Source organism: Lentzea aerocolonigenes, from assembly GCF_000955955.1.
Lineage (GTDB): Bacteria > Actinomycetota > Actinomycetes > Mycobacteriales > Pseudonocardiaceae > Lentzea > Lentzea aerocolonigenes_A.
This window is the reverse complement of record NZ_JYJG01000093.1, coordinates 35,625-57,780: the sequence shown is the minus strand read 5'-3', so window position 1 is coordinate 57,780 and position 22,156 is coordinate 35,625. Positions and strand designations below refer to the sequence as shown.

Below are 22,156 nucleotides of genomic sequence, written 5' to 3'. Positions count from 1 at the left end.
CGAGTTAAGGTCTTTGGGATCTACATCCAGGGCAGCCCAAACGGGGTGGCTGTCACGACCGGAGGGATCCGAAGGGTGATCGAGTTCCGGGCCGTCACCAAGCGGTTCGAGGACGGGACCATCGCTGTCGACGAGCTCGACCTCACGGTCGAGGCGGGCACCATCACGGTGTTCGTCGGTCCTTCCGGCTGCGGCAAGACGACGTCGCTGCGCATGGTCAACCGCATGATCGACCCCACGTCGGGCACGATCCTGGTGGACGGCAAGGACGTCCTCACCGTGGATCCGCCGACGTTGAGGCGTGGCATCGGCTACGTGATCCAGCAGGCGGGCCTGTTCCCGCACCGCACTGTGCTGGACAACGTCGCCACCGTGCCGCTGCTGTCCGGTTGGGACAGAAGCAAGGCGCGCACCCGCGCGGCCGAGCTGCTGGAGATCGTCGGGCTCGACCCGGCGTTCGGCAAGCGGTACCCGGCCCAGCTGTCCGGTGGTCAGCAGCAACGCGTCGGCGTGGCCAGGGCGTTGGCGGCAGACCCGCCGGTGCTGTTGATGGACGAGCCGTTCAGTGCCGTCGACCCGGTCGTGCGCGAGGACCTGCAGAACGAACTCCTTCGCCTGCAAGCGGAACTCGACAAGACGATCGTGTTCGTCACGCACGACATCGACGAGGCGCTGAAGCTCGGCGAGCGCGTCGCGGTGTTCCAGACGGGCGGGCACCTGGCGCAGTACGCGAAGCCGACGGAACTGCTCAGCGCGCCCGCCAACGACTTCGTGGCGTCGTTCGTCGGCAGGGACCGCGGCTACCGCACGCTCACGTTCCTGCACGCCGAGGTGCCCGTGCACCCCGTCACCACGGCCAAGCTCGGCGAGCGGATCACCGTCACCGACTGGACGCTGGTCGTCGACGACGCGAACCGGCCGAAGGGCTGGCTGTCCGATGTGGACGGCGAGGTCGAGGTCAGCGAACAACGCCTGATCTCCGGCGGTTCGCTCTACGACGGCAGCACCCTGCGCAGTGCGCTGGACGCGGCGCTCAGCTCGCCGTCCGCGCTCGGCGTGGTGGTCGACGACCGGGGCGCGGTCACCGGCGTGGTCAAGGCGGACGACGTGATCAAGGCGCTCGCGAAGGCCCGCGCGGCGGGTGAGGTCCCGAAGTGACCTGGATTTTCGAGAACTGGGACAGGTTCTGGGAAGTCACCGAGGTGCACCTCCGGCTCTCCGTCGTGCCGGTGCTGATCGGGTTCGTGCTGTCCATCCCGCTGGGGTGGGTGGCGAGCCGGTCTGCCACGGCACGCGCGATCCTCTTCCCGCTGGCCAACATCCTGTTCACGATCCCGTCCATCGCGCTGATCGTGATCACCCCGGTGCTGCTCGGCGTGAAGATCCTCGACGAGATCAACGTCATCGTGCCGCTGGTGATCTACACGGTCGCGCTGATGGTCCGCGCGGTCGCCGACGCGCTGTCGGCGGTGCCGGGCCACGTCACCGCCGCGGCGAACGCGATGGGGTTCCGGCCGGTGCGCCGGTTCCTCACGGTCGACTTCCCGCTCGCGCTGCCGGTCACGATCGCGGGTCTGCGGGTGGCGACGGTGTCGAACATCAGCATGGTGAGCGTCGGCGCGCTCGTCGGTCTCGGCGGCTACGGCCAGCTCTTCACCGAGGGCTACCAGACCGACAACAGCGCCAAGGTCTTCGCCGGTCTCATCGGGACGGTCGTGCTCGCGGCGCTGGCGGACGGATTGCTGTTGCTGATCGGGCGAGTGCTCACGCCGTGGGCAAGGGCGGGGAGGTGAGCTGATGGGCGGCTGGCTCTTCGACCCCGCACACTGGTCCGGCCCGACCGGAATTCCGGTGCGGCTGCTGGAACATCTCGGTTACACGCTGCTGACCCTGTTGATAGCCGCGGTGATCGCGGTCCCGCTCGGCGCTTTCGTCGGCCACACGGGCAAAGGCGGGTTCGTGATCGTCGGGCTCTCGAACGTGCTGCGCGCGTTGCCGACGACGGCGGTGCTGATCCTCGTGGTGCTGTGGGCGGGGCTCGGCGACTTCCCGGTGTACGTCGCGCTGGTGCTGCTCGCGATCCCGCCGATCATGGCGGGCACCTACGCGGGCATCCGCGCGGTCGACCCGGTGACCGTCGACGCGGCACGAGGCGTCGGCATGCGCGAGTCGGGCGTGCTGTTGAACGTGGAGATCCCGAACGCGCTTCCGTTGATCTTCGGCGGTTTCCGCGGCGCCGCACTGCAGGTCGTCGCGACCGCCACCATCGCCGCCTACACCGGTGCCGGTGGTCTGGGCAGGTTCGTCTTCGACGGCCTCGCCCTGCAGGAGTTCGGTCAGATGCTCGCCGGCGCGGTGCTCGTGGCACTGCTCGCCGTTCTCGTCGACCTGGGGTTCGCCGGCCTGCAACGGCTGACGGTCTCGCCAGGGCTGCGTCCAGTGGGAACCGGAGGAAAGAAATGAAGCGCATCGCCACCGCTGTCGCTGCCGTGATGCTCTTGTCGGCGTGCGGCGGTGACCCGTTGCAGGGCGGCAACAACAACCCGGCCCCGACGGACACGATCGTCGTGGGCTCCGCCAACTTCCCGGAGTCGACCGTGCTCGCCGAGATCTACGCGCAAGCGTTGGCGGCCAAGGGCGTCAAGGTCTCCAAGAGGCTGAACATCGGCAACCGCGAGCTGTACTTCAAGGGTGTGCAGGACGGTTCGATCGACCTGATCCCGGAGTACAGCGGCGTGCTTCTCAAGCACGTCAACAAGGAAGCCCAGGAGGTCAGCTCCGACGAGGTCTACGCGGCGCTGAAGAAGGCGCTGCCGCAGGGCCTGACCGTGCTCGACAAGTCCTCCGCCGAGGACAAGGACGCGGTCGTCGTCACCAAGCAGATCGCCGCGCAGTACAGCCTCAAGTCGATCGACGATCTCGTGCCGTACTGCAAGGACCTCGTCTTCGGCGGCCCGGCGGAGTTCCAGAACCGCCCCGACGGCCTGCCCGGCCTGAAGGCCAAGTACTCCTGCGAGTTCAAGCAGTTCAAGTCGCTCGACGTCGGCGGCCCGCTGACCGTCGCGGGCCTGAAGGACAACACGGTGCAGGCGGCCGACCTGTTCACGACGGACGCCGCCATCAAGGCGAACGAGTTCGTGGTGCTGGAAGACCCGAAGAACGTGTTCGCCGCGCAGAACGTGCTGCCGCTCGTCAACGAGAAGAAGGCGTCGCAGCAGGTTCGCGACACCCTCAACGCCATCTCGAAGAAGCTCGACACGAAGACGCTGCTGGATCTGAACCAGAAGCTGTCGTCGCCGGACAAGCCGGAGCCGGAGAAGGTCGCCAAGGAGTGGCTGGCCTCCGCGGGCATCTGACCTGACGAAAAATGGGGCGCGCACCCGCGGGTGCCCGCCCCATTTTTTCGTTTCACCGCAACAGATCGGCGACGCGGGCGCTCAGGTTGACGGTGGTCAGCCGGTCGGTGTAGCCAAGCGAGTGGTTGATCCTGCGCATGTGGTCGTTGGTGCTGTCCGTCTCGGTCTCGACGCTCTCGATGCCGGTCAGCTGGCGGAGCAAGTGGGCCTTGATCAGCCGACCGAGCCCCTTGCCGCGATAGGCGGAAAGCACGCCGGTGTGCCGTTGCTGGCCTACCGAAGGTCGTGCGAGAGACCGGCGCAGCACCGTGACGCCGGCGGCCTCGTCGCCGTGCAGTGCGAGGACGACCCACTCCTCGACGCCTCGGGCCAACAGCTCGTCTTCTTCCTGTCGCACCTGTTCGCGCGTGTGCGTGAACGGCTCGATCGACCTGTCGCCGAGCGGCTGGTCGCTCATCGCACCGAGAGCGTCGACGTAGGCGTCGAGCAGCTCATCCGGTGCGCGTCCGGTCCAGTGCGCCAGGCGGTACCCGGACGGAACCTCGCCCACAGCGGGCAGCGGATCGGTGAGCACGAGCTCCTGAATGGTGAGCGCGTTGATCAGGGTGAAACCACGCCTGACGGCCCACTGCTCTCCTGCGCCACCGCCGGGAATCCACGAGGCTTCCGCCACCTCCCGGTCTGCCAGGCGCAGCGCGAACCGCAGCAGCGCGGTACCGATGCCCCTGCCACGCCGGCCGGGGTCCACCACCACGATGCCCGAGACCAGGTGGGTGTTCTCGGTCGGAGGGAGATGTCCGTTCGCGTACCCGACAATCCGCCCGTTCTCCCGCGCGACCACGAACCGCGGGGCGCCCCAGTGGAGGTCGGGTATCGGCATCCGGCGTGCCCACCCGGTGAAGTCGGGCAGTTCGCGTGACGGCATCGCGCTCGTCCACCAGATCACCTGGAGGTCGAAGAGAGCGCGCTGGTCGGTTTCGGGCGCGCCGGCGAAGTCGAGTTCCTCGATGTCGATGTCCCCCATGCGCGCTATGCAATCAGGCCGTGGCGCTCCGTCCAAGCGGCCACCTCGGCGGCGATCTCCTTCGGCCGGTCCTCCTGGGCGTGATGTCCTGCCTCGCCAACGGAAACGACGTCCAGCGCGGCGATGTTCTCCTCACACCAGGTGCGCAACTGCGGCCCGATCAGCAACGTCGGCGAGCCCTCGAAGGTCAGCAGCAGCTTGGGCACGTCAGAAGTCGCGAGCCACGCGTCGTAGGCCTCGATGCGCGGGATGAGCGCGGCAGGTTCGCCCTCGAACGGCATCTGCTTCGCCCACGCGAGCACCGGCCGTCGGCTCGGAGCATCGGGGAACGGCGCGAGGTACGCGGCCATGTCCTCGTCCGACACGGGCGTGCGCACCCCGCCGGTGTAGGCCTGGCGCACGAACCCGTCGTCGTTCAGCTCCTCGAGAGTGCGGAACCTGCGCAGCCGTTCCTGGGCGGGCAGCGGGAGTTCGGAACCGGTCATCGGCTTCACGATCGTCTCGAAGAACGCGATACCGGCGACACGTGAGGGATGCCGGGCGGCCCAGTCGAAGGCCAGCGCGCCGCCCCAGTCGTGGCCGACGAGCACCACGCGGTCCAAACCCAGGGTGTCGAACCACGCGTCCAGGTAGCGGGCGTGGTCGGCGAACGAGTACGCGATGTCCGGCTTGCCCGAGCGGCCCATGCCGATCAGATCTGGGGCCAGGCCGCCCAGCTCCGGCAGCACGTTGCGCCAGGAGTGCGATGAGCCCGGGTTGCCGTGCAGGAACACGAACGGCGCGGAGCCGGACGACGAGTAGTGCATGGTCGAGTCGAGGACGGGGATGGAAGGCATCGGGACTCCTCAGCCGAGCGGGACGGCGAGCAGCGCGGCGAGCTCGCGGGAGAAGGTGTCGGCGCGGTCGCCCAGGGGTTCCAGCAACCGGTCCAGCAACGAACTAACGAGTGCCACCGCGGGCTCCACGGTCGTGCGCCCATGCGGGGTCAAGGAGAGTCGCACGGTCCGTGTGTCGACGGTGTCGCGTGTGCGCGCGATGAACCCTGACGACTCGAGTGCGCGCGCCAGCTTCGAGACGTAGAGCGGTTCGAGCCCGGTGTGGTCGGCCAGTTCGCGTTGCGACGGACGATCCAAAGCCAACAAAGAAGCCAGCACGACGTACTGCGCGTGCGTCAGCCCGAGGGGGTCCAACGCGCGGTCAACCGCAACACGCCACTTCATCGCCAACCGCCACACGAGATGCCCAGCTGAGAACTCCGCACTGCTCATGGCAGATACGGTACATAGCTACTATGTATATGGCTACTAAGTGACGACGTGCCCGCCGATGCGCGTGGTCAGCTCCTCGGCCGCCTTGCGCACCTCTTTGGCCAGCTCCGGCCACGTCTGACCGCAGGGCGTGTCGCACAAATGGCGGAACGTCAGCGTGATGGCCGCGATCGGACGCTCGCCGTGGTCGAACACCGGCGCCGCCACCGAGGCGAACCCGACGGTCACGAAACCGTCCTCGACCGCCCAGCCCTGGCGGCGTTCCGACGTCAGCAGCCGGCGCAGAGCAGGCAGGTTGTGCGGCCCCCGCCCGGTCCGGTCCACGAACGAAGCGACCGACGGGAACAACGCCCTGACCTGCGCCGGAGGTACGTGCGCCAGCATCGCGCGCCCGGAGGCGGTCAGATGCGCGGGCAACCGGACGCCGACGTCGGACACGATCGTCTGCGGTTGCCGGGGCTGCTCCCGCACCAGGTACAGAGCTTCAGCGCCGTGCAGGACGCCCAGATGCGCGACCTTCTCCATGCGATCGGCGAGCTTGCGCAGCAGTGGTCGGGCCAGCCGTTCCAGCGGGTCGTGTCGCAGGTACGCGGAGCCGAGTTCGAAGGAGGCGACGCCCAGGCCGTACCGCTTCTCCTCCGGGAAGTGCGTCGCGAAGCCGGCCTCGGTCAGCTCCGACAACAGGTGATAAGTCGTTGACCTGGGCAGATTCAACTCGCGCGCCACCGACGCCGCGGAGACCGGTCCGGGTCTGCCCGCCAGCAACCGCAGCACCGCGAGTCCGCGCCGCAGTGCGGGAACGTCACTGCTGCTGCCCACAAAAGTGATTTTCCCACGTGATGCAGCCCACGCCGTTCCTCCATCAGTGCACACTCAACAGAACAGCCCGCACGTGCGTTGGAGTGGCGTGACGGTTTTGAAGGGGGTCGGGATTGACACCGAGTTTCGATGACTTCGTGGCAGAACAGGTGACCCCGTTGCTGCGCTACGCCACCGTGCTCACGTGTGACCCGCACCTGGCCCAGGACGTGGTCCAGGAAGTGCTGCTGCGCGCGCAGCAGAAGTGGGATCGCATCGGTTCAGTCGACCTCCCTCACGCCTACGTCAAGCGCATGGTGACCAACGAGTACCTCTCGTGGCGCCGCCGCAGGGCCGCCAAGGACGTCGCCCTCTGCATGACGACGCTGGAGTCCGTCACCCCGCCCGTCGGAGACACGACGCACCACTACGACGAGCGGGAAGCCATGTTGCAGCGGATCGCCAAGCTGCCCCGCAAACAGCGGGCCGCGATCGTGCTCCGCTACTACGAGAACTACGAGGACTCGGAGATCGCACAGATGCTCGGTTGTGCCGAGGGAACCGTGCGCAGCCACATCTCACGTGCGCTGGCCACACTCCGCCTGGATCACACGCCGGAGCCCGCTGGTGTCGGGTTGCGGCTCGGGGAGGGCCTGTCGTGAACGACACCGAACAGCTCGTCAAGGACGCGCTCGGCAAGCTCGCCGAACGCACCCCGCATCCGGGGCCGACGTTGAACGCGCTGCGGCGCAAGCGCAAGCGGCACCGCAACGTCTTCATGATCGCCACCGCCGGGATGGCCGCCGTCGCGGTCCTGATCTTCGCGGGGGTCATCGCGAGCGACCGGTACGCACCACCGAACAGCAACGAAGCGGGCGCCGTGCTCATGCCGGGCAACGGCCAGAGCGTTGCGCTGAAGTACGCGCCGCACTGGTTGCCGCCCGGCTTCGTCGAGAACTACCGCAGCACGAACGACCAGGTCTCCCGCGTGTGGGTGCCGGCGAACGCCAAGGGCTACCCGTTCAACGACGGCGGTCCGACCGTGAGCATCAGCACCAGTCCGAAGTTGCCGGACACCACTTCCGGCTGGGACGGGGTGAGCGTCCGCGGTCTCAAGGCTTGGGTGCGGGTCGCCCAGGGCCAGTCGTCCGGCCTGACCGCACACGTCGTGTGGAAGGCGCAGGACGTGCTGAACGTCGAGGTGCGCGGCGTGGAGGACGTGCGGACCATCGCCATGCGCGTCGCCGAGTCCGTGCGCGCCGACCCGAAGCTCGCCTACCAGCCGGCGTTCAAGCTCGACAGCAGGTTCGCCGACCACATGTGGGGCACCAAGCCCAGCGACTGGGAAGCGATGACGAACTGGAAGAACCAGGTCAGCGTGCATGTCGGAACGGCGCCACCGAAGCTGCTGGGCGAGACCCGGCAGATCGACGTGCGCGGCAGGCAGGGCCTCCGGGCCGACAACGGTGTGGCGGTGTTCGACGGCAACGTGTGGGTCTGGGCGACGGCGGAACCGTACAGCGACACAGTTCTCGAGGCGGTGAACAAGGTCGAGCTCGTGCCCTCTCCTGACACGAGCTGGATCGGCAGCGGCCTCGAGTAGGGTCTGTCTGGCATCCCAGACACGATCGAGCGCTCCGGGGTCGCTGAGTCGGCCCCGGAGCGCTGTGATGTCTGCATGCGACAACCGGTGGAGCTGGGTCCGAAGCCGCTGACCCTCGAGGACGTTCATGCCGTCGCCCGCGACGGCGCCCCGGTGGCGATCACCGAGGCGGCCCGTGAGGCGGTCAGCGCCGCCCGCGGCCACATCGAACAGCTCGCCACGGCCGAACGCCCCACCTACGGCGTCTCGACCGGGTTCGGCGCGCTCGCCGTCCGGCACATCCCGCCGGACCGCCGTGCCCAGCTGCAGCGTTCGCTGATCCGAAGCCACGCCGCCGGTTCCGGTCCCGAGGTCGAGCGGGAGGTCGTGCGGGCGCTGATGCTGCTGCGGCTGCGCACCCTCGCGACCGGCCACACCGGCGTCCGGCTGTCCACTGTGGACGCCATGGCGGGCATGCTGAACGCCGGCATCACCCCGGTGGTGCACGAGTTCGGCTCGCTGGGCTGCTCCGGCGACCTGGCGCCGCTGTCCGCGAACGCGCTGGCGTTGATGGGCGAGGGCATGGTCCGCAACGCCCGCGACGAGCTCGTTCCCGCGGCCGACGCACTCGCCGAAGCGAGCATCGAACCCGTGCAGCTGGCCGAGAAGGAAGGCCTCGCGCTGATCAACGGCACCGACGGCATGCTCGGCATGTTGTCGCTGGCGATCGCCGACCTGACGAAGCTGCTCGACATCGCCGACCTCACCGCCGCCATGAGCGTCGAGGCACTGCTCGGCACCGACCGGGTCTTCGAGCCGGAGCTGCACGCGTTGCGCCCGCACCCCGGCCAGAACCTGAGTGCCGCCCGGATGCTCGCGTTCCTGCGCGACTCCGAGATCGTCGCCTCGCACCGCGGCCCCGACTGCACCCGCGTGCAGGACGCGTACTCGTTGCGCTGCTCCCCGCAGGTGCACGGCGCGGCCCGCGACACCGTGGCGTACGCGGCGACGGTGGCCGACCGGGAGCTGTCGTCCGTGATCGACAACCCCGTCGTGCTCGCGGACGGCCGGGTCGAGTCGAACGGCAACTTCCACGGCGCGCCCGTCGCCTACGCGCTGGACTTCCTGGCCATCCCGCTCGCGGACGTGGCCTCGATCGCCGAGCGCCGCACCGACCGCATGCTCGACGTGTCGCGGTCGCACGGCCTGCCGCCGTTCCTCGCCGACGACCCCGGCGTCGACTCCGGTCACATGATCGCCCAGTACACCCAGGCGGCGATCGTGTCCGAGCTCAAGCGGCTCGCGGTGCCGGCGTCCGTCGACTCGATCCCGTCCTCCGCGATGCAGGAGGACCACGTGTCGATGGGCTGGTCCGCCGCTCGCAAGCTGCGCAAGGCCGTCGACGGGCTCACCACCGTGCTGGCCATCGAACTTCTCACCGCCGCGCGTGCGCTCGACCTGCGCGCGCCCCTCAAGCCCGCCCCCGCGACGGCCGCCGCCGTGGCGAAGTTGCGCGAGACGGTCCAGGGACCCGGTCCCGACCGCCACCTCGCACCCGAGATCGCTGCCGCCGAGGCCCTGATTCGAAGTGGAGCTCTGTGATGGTTGTTCGTGCTGACCGAGGTACCTCGCTGACCGCGAAGAACTGGTCGACAGAGGCCGCTTTGCGGATGTTCCACAACAACCTCGACCCCGACGTCGCCGAGCGCCCCGAGGACCTGGTCGTCTACGGCGGCACGGGCAAGGCCGCGCGCGACTGGCCGTCGTTCGACGCGATCTCCCGCGAGCTCAAGAATCTCGAAGCCGACGAGACGCTGCTCGTGCAGTCCGGCCGTCCGGTGGGCGTCATGCGCACGCACGAGTGGGCGCCGCGGGTGCTCATCGCGAACTCGAACCTGGTGCCGGACTGGGCGAACTGGCCCGAGTTCCGCCGCCTGGAGGCCGAGGGCCTCACCATGTACGGGCAGATGACCGCGGGTTCGTGGATCTACATCGGCACGCAGGGCATCCTGCAGGGCACGTTCGAGACGTTCGCCGCGGTCGCTACGAAGCGTTTTGGCGGCACCCTGCGTGGGACGTTGACCGTGACCGCGGGCCTCGGCGGCATGGGTGGCGCGCAGCCGCTCGCTGTGACGATGAACGAGGGCGTCGCGCTGTGCATCGAGGTCGACCCGCACCGGGCGCAGCGTCGTCTGGAGACCCGCTACCTGGACGAGGTCGCCTCCGACCTGGATTCGGCGATCGAGCGTTGCTTGGCCGCGAAGGCCGCCGGTGAGGCCGTTTCCGTTGGTGTCGTGGGCAATGCGGCCGAGATCCTGCCCGAGCTGCTGCGCCGCGAGGTCGCCGTCGACATCGTGACGGACCAGACCTCGGCGCACGACCCGCTGGCGTACCTTCCGGTGGGCGTGGCGTTGGAGGACTGGGCCTCGTATGCCGCCGCGAAGCCGGAGGAGTTCACCGACCGGGCGCGCAAGTCGATGGCCGCGCACGTCGAGGCCATGGTCGGCTTCATGGACCGCGGCGCCGAGGTGTTCGACTACGGCAACTCGATCCGCGGCGAGGCCCAGCTCGGCGGCTACGACCGCGCGTTCGCCTTCCCGGGCTTCGTGCCCGCGTACATCCGGCCGCTGTTCTGCGAGGGCAAGGGCCCGTTCCGCTGGGCCGCGCTGTCGGGCGACCCGGCCGACATCGCCAAGACCGACGCCGCGATCCTCGAACTCTTCCCGGAGAACGAGCAGCTGCACCGGTGGATCAAGATGGCCGGCGAGCGCGTCGAGTTCCAGGGCCTGCCTGCCCGCATCTGCTGGCTGGGTTACGGCGAACGGCACCTCGCGGGCCTGAAGTTCAACGAGATGGTGGCGTCCGGCGAGCTGTCCGCGCCGATCGTGATCGGCCGCGACCACCTCGACTGCGGCTCGGTGGCCTCGCCGTACCGCGAGACCGAGGCGATGGCCGACGGTTCGGACGCGATCGCCGACTGGCCGTTGCTCAACGCCCTGGTCAACACGGCTTCGGGTGCGACGTGGGTGTCGATCCACCACGGTGGTGGTGTCGGCATCGGGCGGTCGATCCACGCCGGTCAGGTGACGGTCGCGGACGGCACCGAGCTGGCCGCGCAGAAGATCGAGCGCGTGCTGACCAACGACCCCGGCATGGGCGTCATCCGGCACGTGGACGCCGGGTACGACGAGGCCAAGTCCGTGGCCGCCGACAAGGGCGTGCGCATCCCGATGGAGGGCTGATGCTCGACCAGATCGCGGACGTCGGGCGGGACCTCAAGCGCGGCGGCTACTCCCGCCACGGTTACGCCAAGCCCGAGCTGGAGCTCCGGCACTGGTTCGTCGAGCAGGCCGTCAAGCGCGGCCTGAACGTCGAGACCGACCAGAACGGCAACCTCTGGGCCTGGTGGGGCGAGCGCGGCGACAACGCGCTCGTCACCGGCAGCCACCTGGACTCGGTTCCCGGCGGCGGCGCGTTCGACGGCCCGCTCGGCGTGACCAGCTCTCTGCAGGCCGTGGATCTCCTGCAGGCCAAGGGGTTCACGCCGAACAGGCCGTTCGCCATCGCGGTCTTCGCCGAGGAGGAAGGCGGCCGGTTCGGTGTCGCGTGCCTCGGATCCCGTCTCCTCACGGGTGCCATCGACGCGGACAAGGCCCTCAACCTCAAGGACCCGGACGGCATCACGCTCGCCGAGGCCATGAAGGCCGCGGGCTACAACCCGGACCTGGCGGGCAAGGACACCAGAACCCTCAACAGGATCGGCCAGTTCGTCGAGCTCCACGTCGAGCAGGGCCGCGGTCTGACGGTCCCGGTCGGCGTCGCGAGCAGCATCCTGGCGCACGGCCGGTGGCGGTTCACGTTCGCGGGTGAGGGCAACCACGCCGGCGCCACGCTGATCGAGGACCGCCGCGACCCGATGCTCCCGGCCTCGCAACTCGTGCTGGCAGCCCGGAAAGCGGCTCGCGGAGGCGGACGGGCGACGGTCGGCAGGCTCGTCCCCAACCCCGGCGGCACCAACGTCATCGCGTCCACTGTGGACGTTTGGCTGGACGCGCGCGACACCGACGACGAGCGCACCCGCGCGATGGTCGCCGAGATCTCCGAGGCAGCCCACCAGGTTGCGAAGGAGGAGGGTTGTGAGCTGAAGATCACCGAGGAGTCGTACGGCGACACGGTGTACTTCGACGCGCAACTCCGCGACGACATCGCCGGAGCACTCGGCGGTGTGCCGGCACTGCCGACCGGTGCGGGCCACGACGCGGGCATCCTGGCCGCGCACGTGCCGACCGCGATGTTGTTCGTGCGCAACCCCACCGGCGTGAGCCACGCGCCGGAGGAGTTCGCTGAGCAGTCCGATGTCGACGAAGGTGTCAAGGCTCTGGCCGCGACGCTCGAACATCTCGGATCATGAACCGCACGGCCGCGCCACGTGCGGCAGTGGAACCTGGGCGAGCTGCACGGACTCGTCGTCACGGCAGGAGGTGGACGTGTGGTGAACTTCTGGTGCGAGCGTGCTTGGCTTCCTGACGGGCTCGCCGAACGCGTGCTGGTCCGCGTCGACAACGGCGTGATCACCTCGGTGTCCGAAGTGGACACGATTCCGCTGGGCGTCAGAAGGCTGCACGGCGTGGTCGTGCCGGGCTTCGCGAACGCCCACTCGCACGCCTTCCACCGCGCGCTGAGAGGTCGCACGCACGACGGGGGCGGCACGTTCTGGACGTGGCGCGAGGGCATGTACGCGCTGGCCGGGAAGCTCACCCCGCAGTCGTACTACCGCCTCGCCCGCGCGGTCTACGGCGAGATGGCGCTGGCTGGCGTCTCGACCGTCGGCGAGTTCCACTACGTCCACGACAGGTCGAACGAGTTCGGCCACTGCCTGCGTGAGGCCGCCGCGGACGCGGGCATCCGCCTGACGCTGCTGGACACGTGCTATCTCGCGGGTGGGATCGACCAGCCGCTCAACGAGGTGCAGCAACGCTTCTCCGACGGCACCGCCGAGGCGTGGGCCGATCGGGTCGCGGAACTCAAGTCCGACAACGTGATGCGCGTCGGCGCCGCGATCCACTCGGTCCGTGCCGTTCCGCGCGATGAACTTCCCGTGGTGGCCCAAGCGCTCCCGGACGCACCGCTGCACGTCCACCTCTCCGAGCAGCCCGCGGAGAACGAAGCGTGCCTCGAAGCGCACGGCCTGACACCGACCGGAATCCTCGCCGAAGCAGGCGCGCTTTCTCCGCGCACAACGGCAGTGCACGCGACTCACCTGACGCCTGAGGACATCGCGTTGCTCGGCGGGTCCGGCACGGGTGCGTGCTTCTGCCCGACCACCGAAGCAGATCTGGCCGACGGCATCGGCCCCGCCCGCGAACTCGCCGACGCGGGCAGCCCGCTGTCGCTCGGCAGCGACCAGCACGCCGTGATCGACCCGCTGCTGGAAACCCGCGCCCTGGAACACAACGAGCGCCTCCGCACCGGTCAGCGCGGCCGGTTCTCGCCGGCGGAGCTGCTCCAGGCCGCCACCCGGCACGACGCACTGGGCTGGCCGGAAGCGGGCAAGATCGCTCCCGGCGCGCCCTGCGACCTCGTGGCCATCAGCTGCTCGACGCCACGCACCGCGGGTTCGTTGCCGCAGCAGGTGTTCCTGAGCGCCACGGCGTCCGATGTGGACACAGTGGTGGTCGGCGGCCGGGTGGTCGCGAGCGGTGGCGTGCACGAGACTTTGGGAGACGTCGGCAGGCTGCTGGCGGACGCGATCGAGGAGCTGTGGGCATGAGCGTGCTGATCACCGGAATCGGTGAGCTGACCACGAACACCGAGGCCGCCGGCGACGCACTGGTCATCGACGGCGAGCAGATCGCCTGGGTCGGCAACGCGCAGAACGCCCCGGCCGCCGACGAGAGGGTCGACGTCGAGGGACGCGCGGTGCTGCCGGGCTGGGTCGACAGCCACACCCACCTGGTCTTCGCGGGCGACCGCACCGCGGAGTTCGGCGCGCGCATGGCCGGCAAGCCCTACACCGCGGGTGGCATTGCGGTCACCGTCAACGCGACGAGGCAGGCCACCGACGCCGAACTGGCGGAGGTCGTCCGCAAGCACGTCGCCGAGGCCCTGAAGCAGGGCACGACGTTCATCGAGACCAAGACCGGCTACGGCCTGAACGTCCCGGACGAGGTGCGATCAGCGCGCATCGCCGCCGAGCACGCCGACGAGATCACGTTCCTCGGCGCCCACCTCGTCCCGCCCGGCGAGGACGCAGACACGTACGTCGACCTGGTCCGCGGCGAGATGCTCGACGCCGTCGCGCCGCTCGTGCGCTGGGCAGATGTGTTCTGCGAGAAGGGCGCGTTCGACTACGACCAGTCCAAGGCGGTGCTCGAGGCGGCACAGGCCAAGGGTCTCGGCCTGCGCGTGCACGGCAACCAGCTCGGCGAGGGTCCCGGTGTGCGGCTGGCCGTCGAGCTCGGCGCCGCGTCCGTCGACCACTGCACCTATCTGTCGCAAGAGGACATCGACGCGCTGGCGTCCTCGCAGACAGTCGCGACTCTGCTGCCGGCCTGCGACCTCTCGACCCGCCAGTCGCTGCCGCCGGCCCGCGCGCTGCTGGACGCGGGCGCCACGGTCGCGCTCGCCAGCAACTGCAACCCCGGCTCGTCTTACACCTCGTCGATGGCGTTCTGCGTGACGACAGCCGTCCTGCAGATGCGGATGACCGTCGAGGAAGCAGTGTGGGCGGCCACGGCCGGAGGAGCGCAGTCCCTCAAGAGGGACGACGTCGGCGTCATCAGGCCTGGTGCGCGCGCTGACCTCCACGTCCTGGACGCACCGTCGATCACGCATCTGGCGTACCGGCCGGGCGTCCCGTTGACCCACTCGGTGTGGCGTCGGGGTGAACGGTCTCTCTGAGACCGCTCTCTCATAACCCTCCGTGTGGGCCTACTGGCGGAGGGTGCCGCCGCCGTACGGTGCTGCCGTGGTGGACTTCGCGGAGGCCCTGACGAAAGCAGTCGACAGCAGCGGCCTCAGCCTCGAACGCATCCAGCACCACCTGGCCGCGCGCGGCATGCAGGTGAGCCTCTCGACGCTGAGCTACTGGCGTCGCGGCCGCAGCCGGCCAGAACGGCCGGAGTCGCTGAAGGTCGTTGCCGCGCTGGAAGACCTGCTCGACCTCGGCGAGGGGTTCCTCACCGACCGGCTGGGTGACAAGAGGCCGCGCGGCAGGTGGGTCGGGCAGGCGATGTCGCTCGAGGACATGTGGGACTCGCGCGCCACCGACCTCGGCGAGGTCATGGCGCGCATCGACCGGGAGCAACCGGCCGCGTCGAGGTACCTCAGCGTGAAGGACCGGCAGGTGGTCGGTCCGGACCGGCGTGAGGTCGAGATGCGCTGCACGGGCGTCGTCGAGGCGCTGGAGGACGGCGTCGACAGGTTCCTGGCCATCCAGCTCGCCGACGCCACGGACATCGGGATCGCGTCGATCGAGGCGGGGCCGCCGTGCCGGCTCGGGCGGGTGCGGTCGGAGGAGACCACCGGGTTCCTCGTCGCGGAGATCCTCTTCGACCGGATGCTCAGAGCGGGGGAGACGGCGCTCGTCGACTACGTGGTCCGGATGAAACCCGGTGCGGACAGCGAGGTCTGCGACCGGCGGTTCCTGCGGCCGGTGGGCGACTACGTGCTGCAGATCGACTTCCACCCGGACGCGGTGCCCACGCGCTGCTACCGGTTCACCCGGCCGTCGTTGCAGGAACCGGAAACCACCGTGAACGAGCTGTGGATCGGGAACACCGGCTCGACGCACATCCACGTGCGGAACTCGAAACCCGGGATCTACGGAGTGCGGTGGGAGTGGGAATAGGACCCACCCCCACCGCGTCGCGCCCCCAGTCGATCGACGCCCTCGGCCGAGCCGCATTCGGCCTCGGGCATCAGGGAGCAGGGTGCCGTCTCCGCTGCAGGGAAGCGGATCTGGCTAGACCTTGAGCAACAGGTTCGGCGAACCCGTCTTCACATCGGTGATCTTGTTCGGCGTCGCCCCGTTCACGAGCGCGTCGCGCACCTGGGCGGGCGTCGCGTTCGGGTTCGCGCTCAGGTACAGCGCCGCCGCGCCCGCGACGTGCGGGGAGGCCATCGACGTGCCGCCCATCGAGCGGGTGCCGGTGTCGTTGCTGTGCGAGGCCGAGATGATGTCGCTGCCGGGAGCCCAGATGTCGAGGCACCTGCCGTAGTTCGACGAGCCGGCGCTCCAGATCGAACGCTTGTCGTTGCGGTCGGACGCGCCGACGGTGATCGCCTCGGGCGTGCGGGCCGGGGTGAAGTCGCACGCGTCCTGGCCGCTGTTGCCACCCGCCAGCACGTACGTGATGCCCGCGTCGATGGACCGCTTGACGGCGTTCTCCAGCGAGCTGTTCGTGCCGCTGCCACCGAGGCTCATGTTGACCACGGCGGGCTTCTTGGCGTTCTGCGTCACCCAGTCGATGCCGCGGATGATGCCGTCCCACGCGCCGCTGCCGTTGCAGTCGAGCACGCGGACCGCGACGATCTTGGCCTTCTTCGCGACGCCGTACGTCTTGCCCGCGACCGTGCCGGCGACGTGCGTGCCGTGGCCCTGGCAGTCCTGCGCGACGGCATCGTTGTCGATGAAGTCGTAACCGTCGGAGGCGCGGCCCTCGAATTCGGTGTGCGTCTTGCGAATTCCGGTGTCGAGCACGTACGCCGTGACGTTGGCAGCGGTGTTCGGGTACGTGTACTTCTGGTTGAGCGGCAGGTTCGCCTGGTCGATCCGGTCGAGGCCCCAGGTGGGGTTCGTCTGCGTTTCCTGGATCGTGGCGACCGTGTTGCGCTCGACGAACTCGACGTCCGGGTCCGCCGCGAGCCGTCGTGCCTGGCGCTCGGACATCCCGGTGACGGAGAACCCGTGCAGCGCGGTGCTGTAGGTGTGCTTGACCGAGCCCTGGTAGCGGGACGCCAACGCGCTGGCAGGGGTGCGCGCGCCGTCCTTCAGCACCACGATGTAGCTGCCCTCGACCGCCTGTGCGCCCGCGCCGGGAAGCACGGCCTCCTCAGCGATCGCGGTGGGCGTCAACATCGCCGTGGAAGCGATGCCGAATGCCGCCGCAATGGCGACATGACGCCGAAGTGCCATGAGTTCCTCCTGGCAGGGAATGAACTGGGGAACACAAAGAAACTAACGCGTGCTGTGGGCCGGATAACAGGTTCGAAACTTCAGTTCGCAATACTGTCAAAACTGTTGTGAGCCCCGATTTGCGCACGCGACGTGCTGGGCGAGCCAGGTTCGATCACTGGCCGTAGCATTCCTCCATGCAGGAATTCGCCGAGGCGCTGGCCAAGGCCGTGGAGGCGAGCGGCCTCAGTCTGGAGCGGATCCAGCACCACCTGGAGTTGCGCGGCGTGCAGGTCAGCCTGTCGACGTTGAGCTACTGGCGCCGCGGCCGCAGCCGTCCTGAGCGCCCCGAGTCGATGCAGGCCGTTGCCGCGCTCGAGGAGATCCTGAAGCTCGCACCGGGGGAGCTGAGCGGGAAGCTCGGCGGCAAGCGGCCGCGCGGCCGATGGGTCGAGCGGGCCGCCGCGCTGGAGGGGATCTGGCAGGAGGAACTCATCGACCTCGGCCGCGCCATCGCCAAGGCCGACAGGTTGCTGCCGCACCCCGCCCGGACTCTCCGCCAGCGGGATGTGGTCGTGATCGGCCCGGACCGGCGCGCGATCGAGTTTCGGAGCAGTTCGGTGATCGAGGCGTTCGAGGACGGCGTGGACCGGATTCTCGTGGGCAGGACGGCTGACGACACCGACCGTTCGGCCGGCGGGATCCATGCGGAGAAGACGTGCCGGATCGGCAGGATCCGCACGGACGAGAAGAACAGGCTGATCATCGCCGAGGTCATTCTCGACCGCGTGCTGCGAGCGGGAGACACCGCGCTCGTCGATGTGAGGTTCACCTACGACCCCGGCGCGGACAGTGGTTCGGAGGACCGCCGGTTCATCCGTGCCACGCAGGACTACGTGCTGGAGGTGGAGTTCCACCCGGAGGCCATTCCGGTGCGCTGTTACAGCTTCACCCAGACCGAGCCGGATGCGCCGGTGGTGGAGACCGGGGACCTGTGGATCGGTACCACCGCCGCCACGCACCTGGTCGTGCGAGATGTCCAGCCCGGCGTCTACGGCGTCAAATGGGAGTGGGAGTAGCGGCCCTCGCTCGCTACTCCCACGACTGCTCATCGAGGGTTCGAAGTTCCCCTAGTTCCCGATGCGCAGCAGCTTGTTCGGCGAGCCCGGGAACAGGCCGCGCAGGTTGTTCGGCGTCGCGTTGTCCACGAGTGCGTTGCGCACCTGCAGGTTCGACGCGTTCGGGTGCGTGCTCAGGTAGAGCGCCGCGGCACCGGCCACGCTGGGCGCCGCCATCGACGTACCGCTGTCGAGCCTCGTGTCGAAGTCGTTCGCGGCCGAGGTGGAGCTGATGTCCGAGCCGGGTGCCCAGATGTCGACGCAGCGCCCCCAGTTGGACGCCTTGTTGTACTGCGGCCAGGTCGACCGGTTGTCGTTGCGGTCGGTGGCGCCGACCGTGATCGCCTCGGGGAGCCGGGCTGGCGAGTAACCGCAGGCGTCGCGGCCGTCGTTGCCGGCGGCGAGCACGTAGGTGAAGCCGGCCCTGATCGAACGGCTGATCGCCCGCTCCATCTGGTCGTCCGGGACGGACTGGCCGAGGCTCATGTTGACCACGCCGGGCCGGACGCCGTTGGCGGTGACCCAGTTGATGCCCGCGATGACGCTGTCCTGGTCCGCTCTGCCGTCGCAGCCGAGCACCCGGACGCCGACGACGCGCACCTGCTTCGCGACACCGCTGTCGCGTCCCGCGATGGTGCCCGCGACGTGCGTGCCGTGGCCGTGGCAGTCCTGTGCGATGCCGTCGTCGTCGATGAAGTCGAAACCGTTCGCCGCGCGTCCTCCGAATTCCCGGTGGGTGATTCGGATTCCGGTGTCGAGCACGTAGGCGGTCACGTTCTGGGCGGTGTTCGGGTATTCGTACCTCGTGTCGAGCGGAAGCGCCGCCTGGTCGATCCGGTCGAGGTTCCACCCGGCGTTGGCCTGCGTGTCCAGGATCGAGACGACCACGTTGCGGTGCACCTCGGCGACCCGCGGGTCGGCGGCGAGGCGCCTGGCCTGCTGTTCGGACATGTCCCGCACGGAGAACCCGTTCAGCGCGGCCCGGTAGGTCCGCTTGAGGGTGCCCTTGTACTTGGCGAGCAGCGTCTGCGGTGATGCCGTGACGCCATCCTTGAGCTCGACGATGTAGCTACCGGGAATGGCCTCTCCTTCGCCGGTGAGCGCCTGCTCGGCATTGGCCGTCGGTGTGCAGAGAACAGTTGCGAACAATGCCGTCGCAATGCAGGTGTTGATTCTCATCGAGTTCCTCCTGGCAGGGTTGAACGCGATGAACGTAACTTCACGAGTGGGTGAAATGGCAGTTCAGAAAATTTGGTGACCAATACTGTCAAATCTGTGGCGAGCTGGAGCAGCTCCACGTGGCACAATGCCGCGCCGCGAGGCAGGGTGGACGGTATGGAATACACCAACCTCGGTCGCAGCGGTCTGTCCGTCTCCCGCCTGTGCCTCGGCACCATGAACTTCGGCCCCGAGACGTCCGAGGCCGACAGCCACGCGATCATGGACCGCGCCCACGAGCACGGCCTGAACTTCTTCGACACGGCCAACGTCTACGGCTGGAAGCAGGGCGAGGGCGTCACCGAGCAGATCATCGGCCGGTGGTTCGCCCAAGGCGGCACCCGTCGCGAGAAGACGGTCGTCGCGACCAAGCTCTACGGCAGCATGGGCGACTGGCCCAACGACAACAAGCTGTCGGCGTTGAACATCCGCCGCGCGTGCGACGCGTCGTTGAAGCGCCTGCAAACCGACTACATCGACCTCTACCAGATGCACCACGTCGACCGGGACACGCCGTGGGACGAGATCTGGGAAGCGTTCTCCGTGCTGCGCCAGCAGGGCAAGGTCATCTACTTCGGCTCGTCGAACTTCGCCGGCTGGCACATCGCCCAGGCGGCCGAAGCCGCGCGCACCCGAGGCTTCCTCGGCCTGGTCTCCGAGCAGTCGATCTACAACCTGATGACCCGCTGGGCCGAGTTGGAGGTCCTGCCTGCGGCCCGGCACTACGGCCTCGGCGTGATCCCGTGGTCGCCGTTGCACGGCGGCCTGCTCGGCGGTGTGTTGCGCAAGCAGCGCGAGGGCGGTGGCTCTCGTTCGTCGTCCGGGCGGTCCGCGGACGCGTTGGAGAAGAACCGCGACACGATCGACGCCTACGAGAAGCTCTGCGCCGAACTGGGCGAGGACCCGGCCAACGTCGGCCTGGCCTGGCTGCTGCACCAGGACGGCGTCACCGCGCCGATCATCGGGCCGCGCACTGTCGAGCAGCTCGACAGCTCGTTGCGGGCGGCGGAGCTGAAGCTGGACGCGGACGTGCTGGCGAAGCTCGACGAGCTGTTCCCGGCGCCCGGTCCCAACGGCTCCAAGCCGGCGCCGGAGGCCTATGCCTGGTGACGGACCAGGGCTTGTGCCGCATTCGTTCAGCAGTCTCGGGGTCGAAGGCCGGTCGCCGGCGTTCGGCCCCTTGGCTTTGCCGGGTGCATCCTGACCGGCATGATGTTAACGCACACAATTGACATGTTGATTGGTACAAAGCTTGTATATCAAGGCGTCTCAAGTGGTTTGATTCCTTGACGCCACGTTCCCTCGAGCCTCCAATGTTAACGCTAACGCAACATTGGTTCGCGACCGAGGAGAACGTGATGCAGGCTAGGTTCCGGTGGCTCAGCGCCTCTGCCGCCGCTTTGCTGACCGCTGTGCTGCTGTCCACCACGCCGGCTGCGGCGGAATCCAACGGTGGAACTCGGGTCATGCCGCTGGGCGACTCGATCACCGAGGGAACGCAGGTGCCGGGCGGTTACCGCGTCGGCCTGTGGGAGCGGCTCGGCGGTGGGAACTACCGCGTGGACTTCGTCGGCTCGCAGTTCAACGGTCCGGGGTCGCTGGGCGACCACGACCACGAGGGTCACCCCGGCTGGCGCATCGACCAGATCGACGCGAACGTCGTCAGCTGGCTCAACAGCACCAACCCCCGCACCGTGCTCTTGCACATCGGCACCAACGACGTGCTCCAGAAGCACGACGTGGCCAACGCCCCAGCCCGTCTGTCGGCGCTGGTCGACAAGATCACCGCGACCGTGCCCAACGCCGACGTCTTAGTGGCGACGATCATCCCGTTGGCCAACGACTCGCAGGAGTCCCTCGGCCGGGCGTACAACGCCACGATCCCGGCAATGGTGCAGAGCAAGGCCAACGCGGGCAAGCGCGTGCACCTGGTCGACATGCACGCCGCCCTCACCACCGCGGACCTGATCGACGGCGTCCACCCGACCGCCACCGGCTATGCCAAGATGGCCGCGACCTGGTACAACGCGCTGCGTTCCGTGCCGGGCAGCATCGGCAACCCCGCGGGCAGGCAGATCGTCGGCGTCCAGTCGGGCCGTTGCGCGGACGTTCCTGGCGCGACCAGCACCAACGGCACGCAGGTTCAGCTGTGGGACTGCCACGGCGGCGCCAACCAGAACTGGACCTACACCTCCAGCAAGCAGCTGATGGTCTACGGCACGAAGTGCCTGGACGCCTCTGGAGGGGGCACCACCAACGGCACCTCGGTGGTGATCTGGGACTGCCACGGCGGCACGAACCAGCAGTGGAACGTCAACGCCGACGGCACGATCACCAACGCGCTGTCCAACCTGTGCCTGGACGCCTCCGGCTTCGGCACCGCCAATGGCACGAAGCTGAACCTGTGGTCCTGCACGGGCCAGGCAAATCAGCAGTGGAGGCCCTGACCTCGGGTGGACAGCACCTGATCCTCGGCGTTCAGTCCTCGAAGTCGTCTTCGTCGTCGCGCGCCAGGTAGGTGGCGAAGCGCTCGACGGCTGTCTCGAAGTCCGGGTTGGCGTCGACGAACGAGCGGAGCTTGTCGGCGAGCCACGCGAGGGTGACCTCCTCCTCGCCGCGCCGTTTCTCGAGCTCCTCGATACCGCGATCGGTGTGGTACATGGCAGAACTCCCTTGC

22 protein-coding genes are annotated in these 22,156 nt (G+C 68.6%); 15 read left to right on the top strand and 7 right to left on the bottom strand.

The genetic code is table 11. The annotated features are described in order from the left end of the window. The first annotated feature begins 75 nt into the window (after positions 1 to 75). From UK23_RS15240 to UK23_RS15225, 4 genes are read left to right on the top strand one after another with little or no spacing between them, the layout of a single operon-like run. Positions 76 to 1,158 carry an ABC transporter ATP-binding protein gene (locus UK23_RS15240; RefSeq protein WP_045312162.1) on the top strand — a complete coding sequence of 361 codons (1,083 nt, stop codon included), beginning with the start codon at positions 76 to 78 and terminating at the stop codon, positions 1,156 to 1,158. Then, the gene (locus UK23_RS15235; RefSeq protein ID WP_045312161.1) at positions 1,155 to 1,793 is read left to right on the top strand and encodes an ABC transporter permease; all 639 of its coding nucleotides are present in this window, start codon (positions 1,155 to 1,157) and stop codon (positions 1,791 to 1,793) included. The genes UK23_RS15240 and UK23_RS15235 overlap by 4 nt, the downstream gene beginning before the upstream one ends. Before the next feature lie 4 nt (positions 1,794 to 1,797). Continuing rightward, positions 1,798 to 2,463 carry an ABC transporter permease gene (locus UK23_RS15230; RefSeq protein ID WP_045312160.1) on the top strand — a complete coding sequence of 222 codons (666 nt, stop codon included), beginning with the start codon at positions 1,798 to 1,800 and terminating at the stop codon, positions 2,461 to 2,463. After that, positions 2,460 to 3,356, top strand: coding sequence for an ABC transporter substrate-binding protein (locus UK23_RS15225; protein WP_045312159.1), 897 nt, complete (start codon positions 2,460 to 2,462; stop codon positions 3,354 to 3,356). Before UK23_RS15230 ends, UK23_RS15225 begins: the two co-directional genes overlap by 4 nt. A 52-nt stretch (positions 3,357 to 3,408) precedes the next feature. Here UK23_RS15225 and UK23_RS15220 read toward each other — a convergent pair whose 3' ends face one another. The 4 genes from UK23_RS15220 to UK23_RS15205 are packed head-to-tail and all read right to left on the bottom strand — an operon-like array spanning position 3,409 to position 6,467. Continuing rightward, positions 3,409 to 4,380 carry a GNAT family N-acetyltransferase gene (locus UK23_RS15220; protein WP_045312158.1) on the bottom strand — a complete coding sequence of 324 codons (972 nt, stop codon included), beginning with the start codon at positions 4,378 to 4,380 and terminating at the stop codon, positions 3,409 to 3,411. Between the two features lie 5 nt (positions 4,381 to 4,385). Beyond that, positions 4,386 to 5,216 carry a haloalkane dehalogenase gene (locus tag UK23_RS15215; protein ID WP_045312157.1) on the bottom strand — a complete coding sequence of 277 codons (831 nt, stop codon included), beginning with the start codon at positions 5,214 to 5,216 and terminating at the stop codon, positions 4,386 to 4,388. A 9-nt stretch (positions 5,217 to 5,225) separates the two neighbouring features. Beyond that, positions 5,226 to 5,648 carry a MarR family winged helix-turn-helix transcriptional regulator gene (locus UK23_RS15210; RefSeq protein WP_045312156.1) on the bottom strand — a complete coding sequence of 141 codons (423 nt, stop codon included), beginning with the start codon at positions 5,646 to 5,648 and terminating at the stop codon, positions 5,226 to 5,228. A 36-nt stretch (positions 5,649 to 5,684) separates the two neighbouring features. Continuing rightward, on the bottom strand, positions 5,685 to 6,467 hold the full coding sequence (locus UK23_RS15205) for an IclR family transcriptional regulator (protein WP_045312155.1): 783 nt from the start codon (positions 6,465 to 6,467) through the stop codon (positions 5,685 to 5,687). 113 nt (positions 6,468 to 6,580) lie between these two features. Here UK23_RS15205 and UK23_RS15200 point away from each other — a divergent pair, with 113 nt between their 5' ends. From UK23_RS15200 to UK23_RS15165, 8 genes are all read left to right on the top strand, one after another. Beyond that, positions 6,581 to 7,108 carry a SigE family RNA polymerase sigma factor gene (locus UK23_RS15200; RefSeq protein ID WP_045312154.1) on the top strand — a complete coding sequence of 176 codons (528 nt, stop codon included), beginning with the start codon at positions 6,581 to 6,583 and terminating at the stop codon, positions 7,106 to 7,108. Next, the gene (locus tag UK23_RS15195) at positions 7,105 to 8,049 is read left to right on the top strand and encodes a hypothetical protein (protein ID WP_045312153.1); all 945 of its coding nucleotides are present in this window, start codon (positions 7,105 to 7,107) and stop codon (positions 8,047 to 8,049) included. Before UK23_RS15200 ends, UK23_RS15195 begins: the two co-directional genes overlap by 4 nt. A gap of 75 nt (positions 8,050 to 8,124) precedes the next feature. Continuing rightward, on the top strand, positions 8,125 to 9,630 hold the full coding sequence (hutH, locus tag UK23_RS15190) for a histidine ammonia-lyase (protein WP_045312152.1): 1,506 nt from the start codon (positions 8,125 to 8,127) through the stop codon (positions 9,628 to 9,630). Continuing rightward, entirely contained in the window at positions 9,630 to 11,270 is a 1,641-nt protein-coding gene (hutU, locus tag UK23_RS15185; protein WP_045312151.1) for a urocanate hydratase, read from the top strand. Before hutH ends, hutU begins: the two co-directional genes overlap by 1 nt. Then, positions 11,270 to 12,439 (top strand): allantoate amidohydrolase, encoded by a 1,170-nt coding sequence (locus UK23_RS15180; protein ID WP_045312150.1) that lies wholly within the window; start codon positions 11,270 to 11,272, stop codon positions 12,437 to 12,439. The genes hutU and UK23_RS15180 overlap by 1 nt, the downstream gene beginning before the upstream one ends. Before the next feature lie 78 nt (positions 12,440 to 12,517). Further along, positions 12,518 to 13,798, top strand: coding sequence for a formimidoylglutamate deiminase (locus UK23_RS15175; protein WP_045312173.1), 1,281 nt, complete (start codon positions 12,518 to 12,520; stop codon positions 13,796 to 13,798). Further along, on the top strand, positions 13,795 to 14,928 hold the full coding sequence (hutI, locus tag UK23_RS15170; protein WP_045312172.1) for an imidazolonepropionase: 1,134 nt from the start codon (positions 13,795 to 13,797) through the stop codon (positions 14,926 to 14,928). Before UK23_RS15175 ends, hutI begins: the two co-directional genes overlap by 4 nt. 67 nt (positions 14,929 to 14,995) lie before the next feature. Continuing rightward, entirely contained in the window at positions 14,996 to 15,877 is an 882-nt protein-coding gene (locus tag UK23_RS15165) for a hypothetical protein (protein ID WP_156213119.1), read from the top strand. A 114-nt stretch (positions 15,878 to 15,991) separates the two neighbouring features. On the opposite strand, the gene UK23_RS15160 is transcribed toward UK23_RS15165, so the two are convergent. After that, positions 15,992 to 17,164 (bottom strand): S8 family peptidase, encoded by a 1,173-nt coding sequence (locus tag UK23_RS15160; RefSeq protein ID WP_045312149.1) that lies wholly within the window; start codon positions 17,162 to 17,164, stop codon positions 15,992 to 15,994. A 176-nt stretch (positions 17,165 to 17,340) separates the two neighbouring features. Between UK23_RS15160 and UK23_RS15155 the strand changes: the two genes are divergently transcribed. Beyond that, entirely contained in the window at positions 17,341 to 18,222 is an 882-nt protein-coding gene (locus UK23_RS15155; RefSeq protein WP_052684683.1) for a hypothetical protein, read from the top strand. Between the two features lie 51 nt (positions 18,223 to 18,273). On the opposite strand, the gene UK23_RS15150 is transcribed toward UK23_RS15155, so the two are convergent. Next, positions 18,274 to 19,440, bottom strand: a complete 1,167-nt coding sequence (locus UK23_RS15150; protein ID WP_045312148.1) for a S8 family peptidase — start codon at positions 19,438 to 19,440, stop codon at positions 18,274 to 18,276. A gap of 156 nt (positions 19,441 to 19,596) precedes the next feature. On the opposite strand from UK23_RS15150, the gene UK23_RS15145 reads away from it, so the two are divergent. Both UK23_RS15145 and UK23_RS15140 read left to right on the top strand, forming a co-directional pair. After that, positions 19,597 to 20,589 carry an aldo/keto reductase gene (locus UK23_RS15145; protein ID WP_045312147.1) on the top strand — a complete coding sequence of 331 codons (993 nt, stop codon included), beginning with the start codon at positions 19,597 to 19,599 and terminating at the stop codon, positions 20,587 to 20,589. A gap of 248 nt (positions 20,590 to 20,837) precedes the next feature. Then, the gene (locus UK23_RS15140) at positions 20,838 to 21,926 is read left to right on the top strand and encodes a ricin-type beta-trefoil lectin domain protein (protein ID WP_045312146.1); all 1,089 of its coding nucleotides are present in this window, start codon (positions 20,838 to 20,840) and stop codon (positions 21,924 to 21,926) included. A gap of 31 nt (positions 21,927 to 21,957) precedes the next feature. Here the strand turns inward: UK23_RS15140 and UK23_RS15135 are convergent, their stop codons facing one another. Then, a complete protein-coding gene (locus UK23_RS15135; protein ID WP_045312145.1) occupies positions 21,958 to 22,140 on the bottom strand; it encodes a DUF6104 family protein in 183 nt (60 codons plus the stop codon). Positions 22,141 to 22,156: the final 16 nt, after the last annotated feature.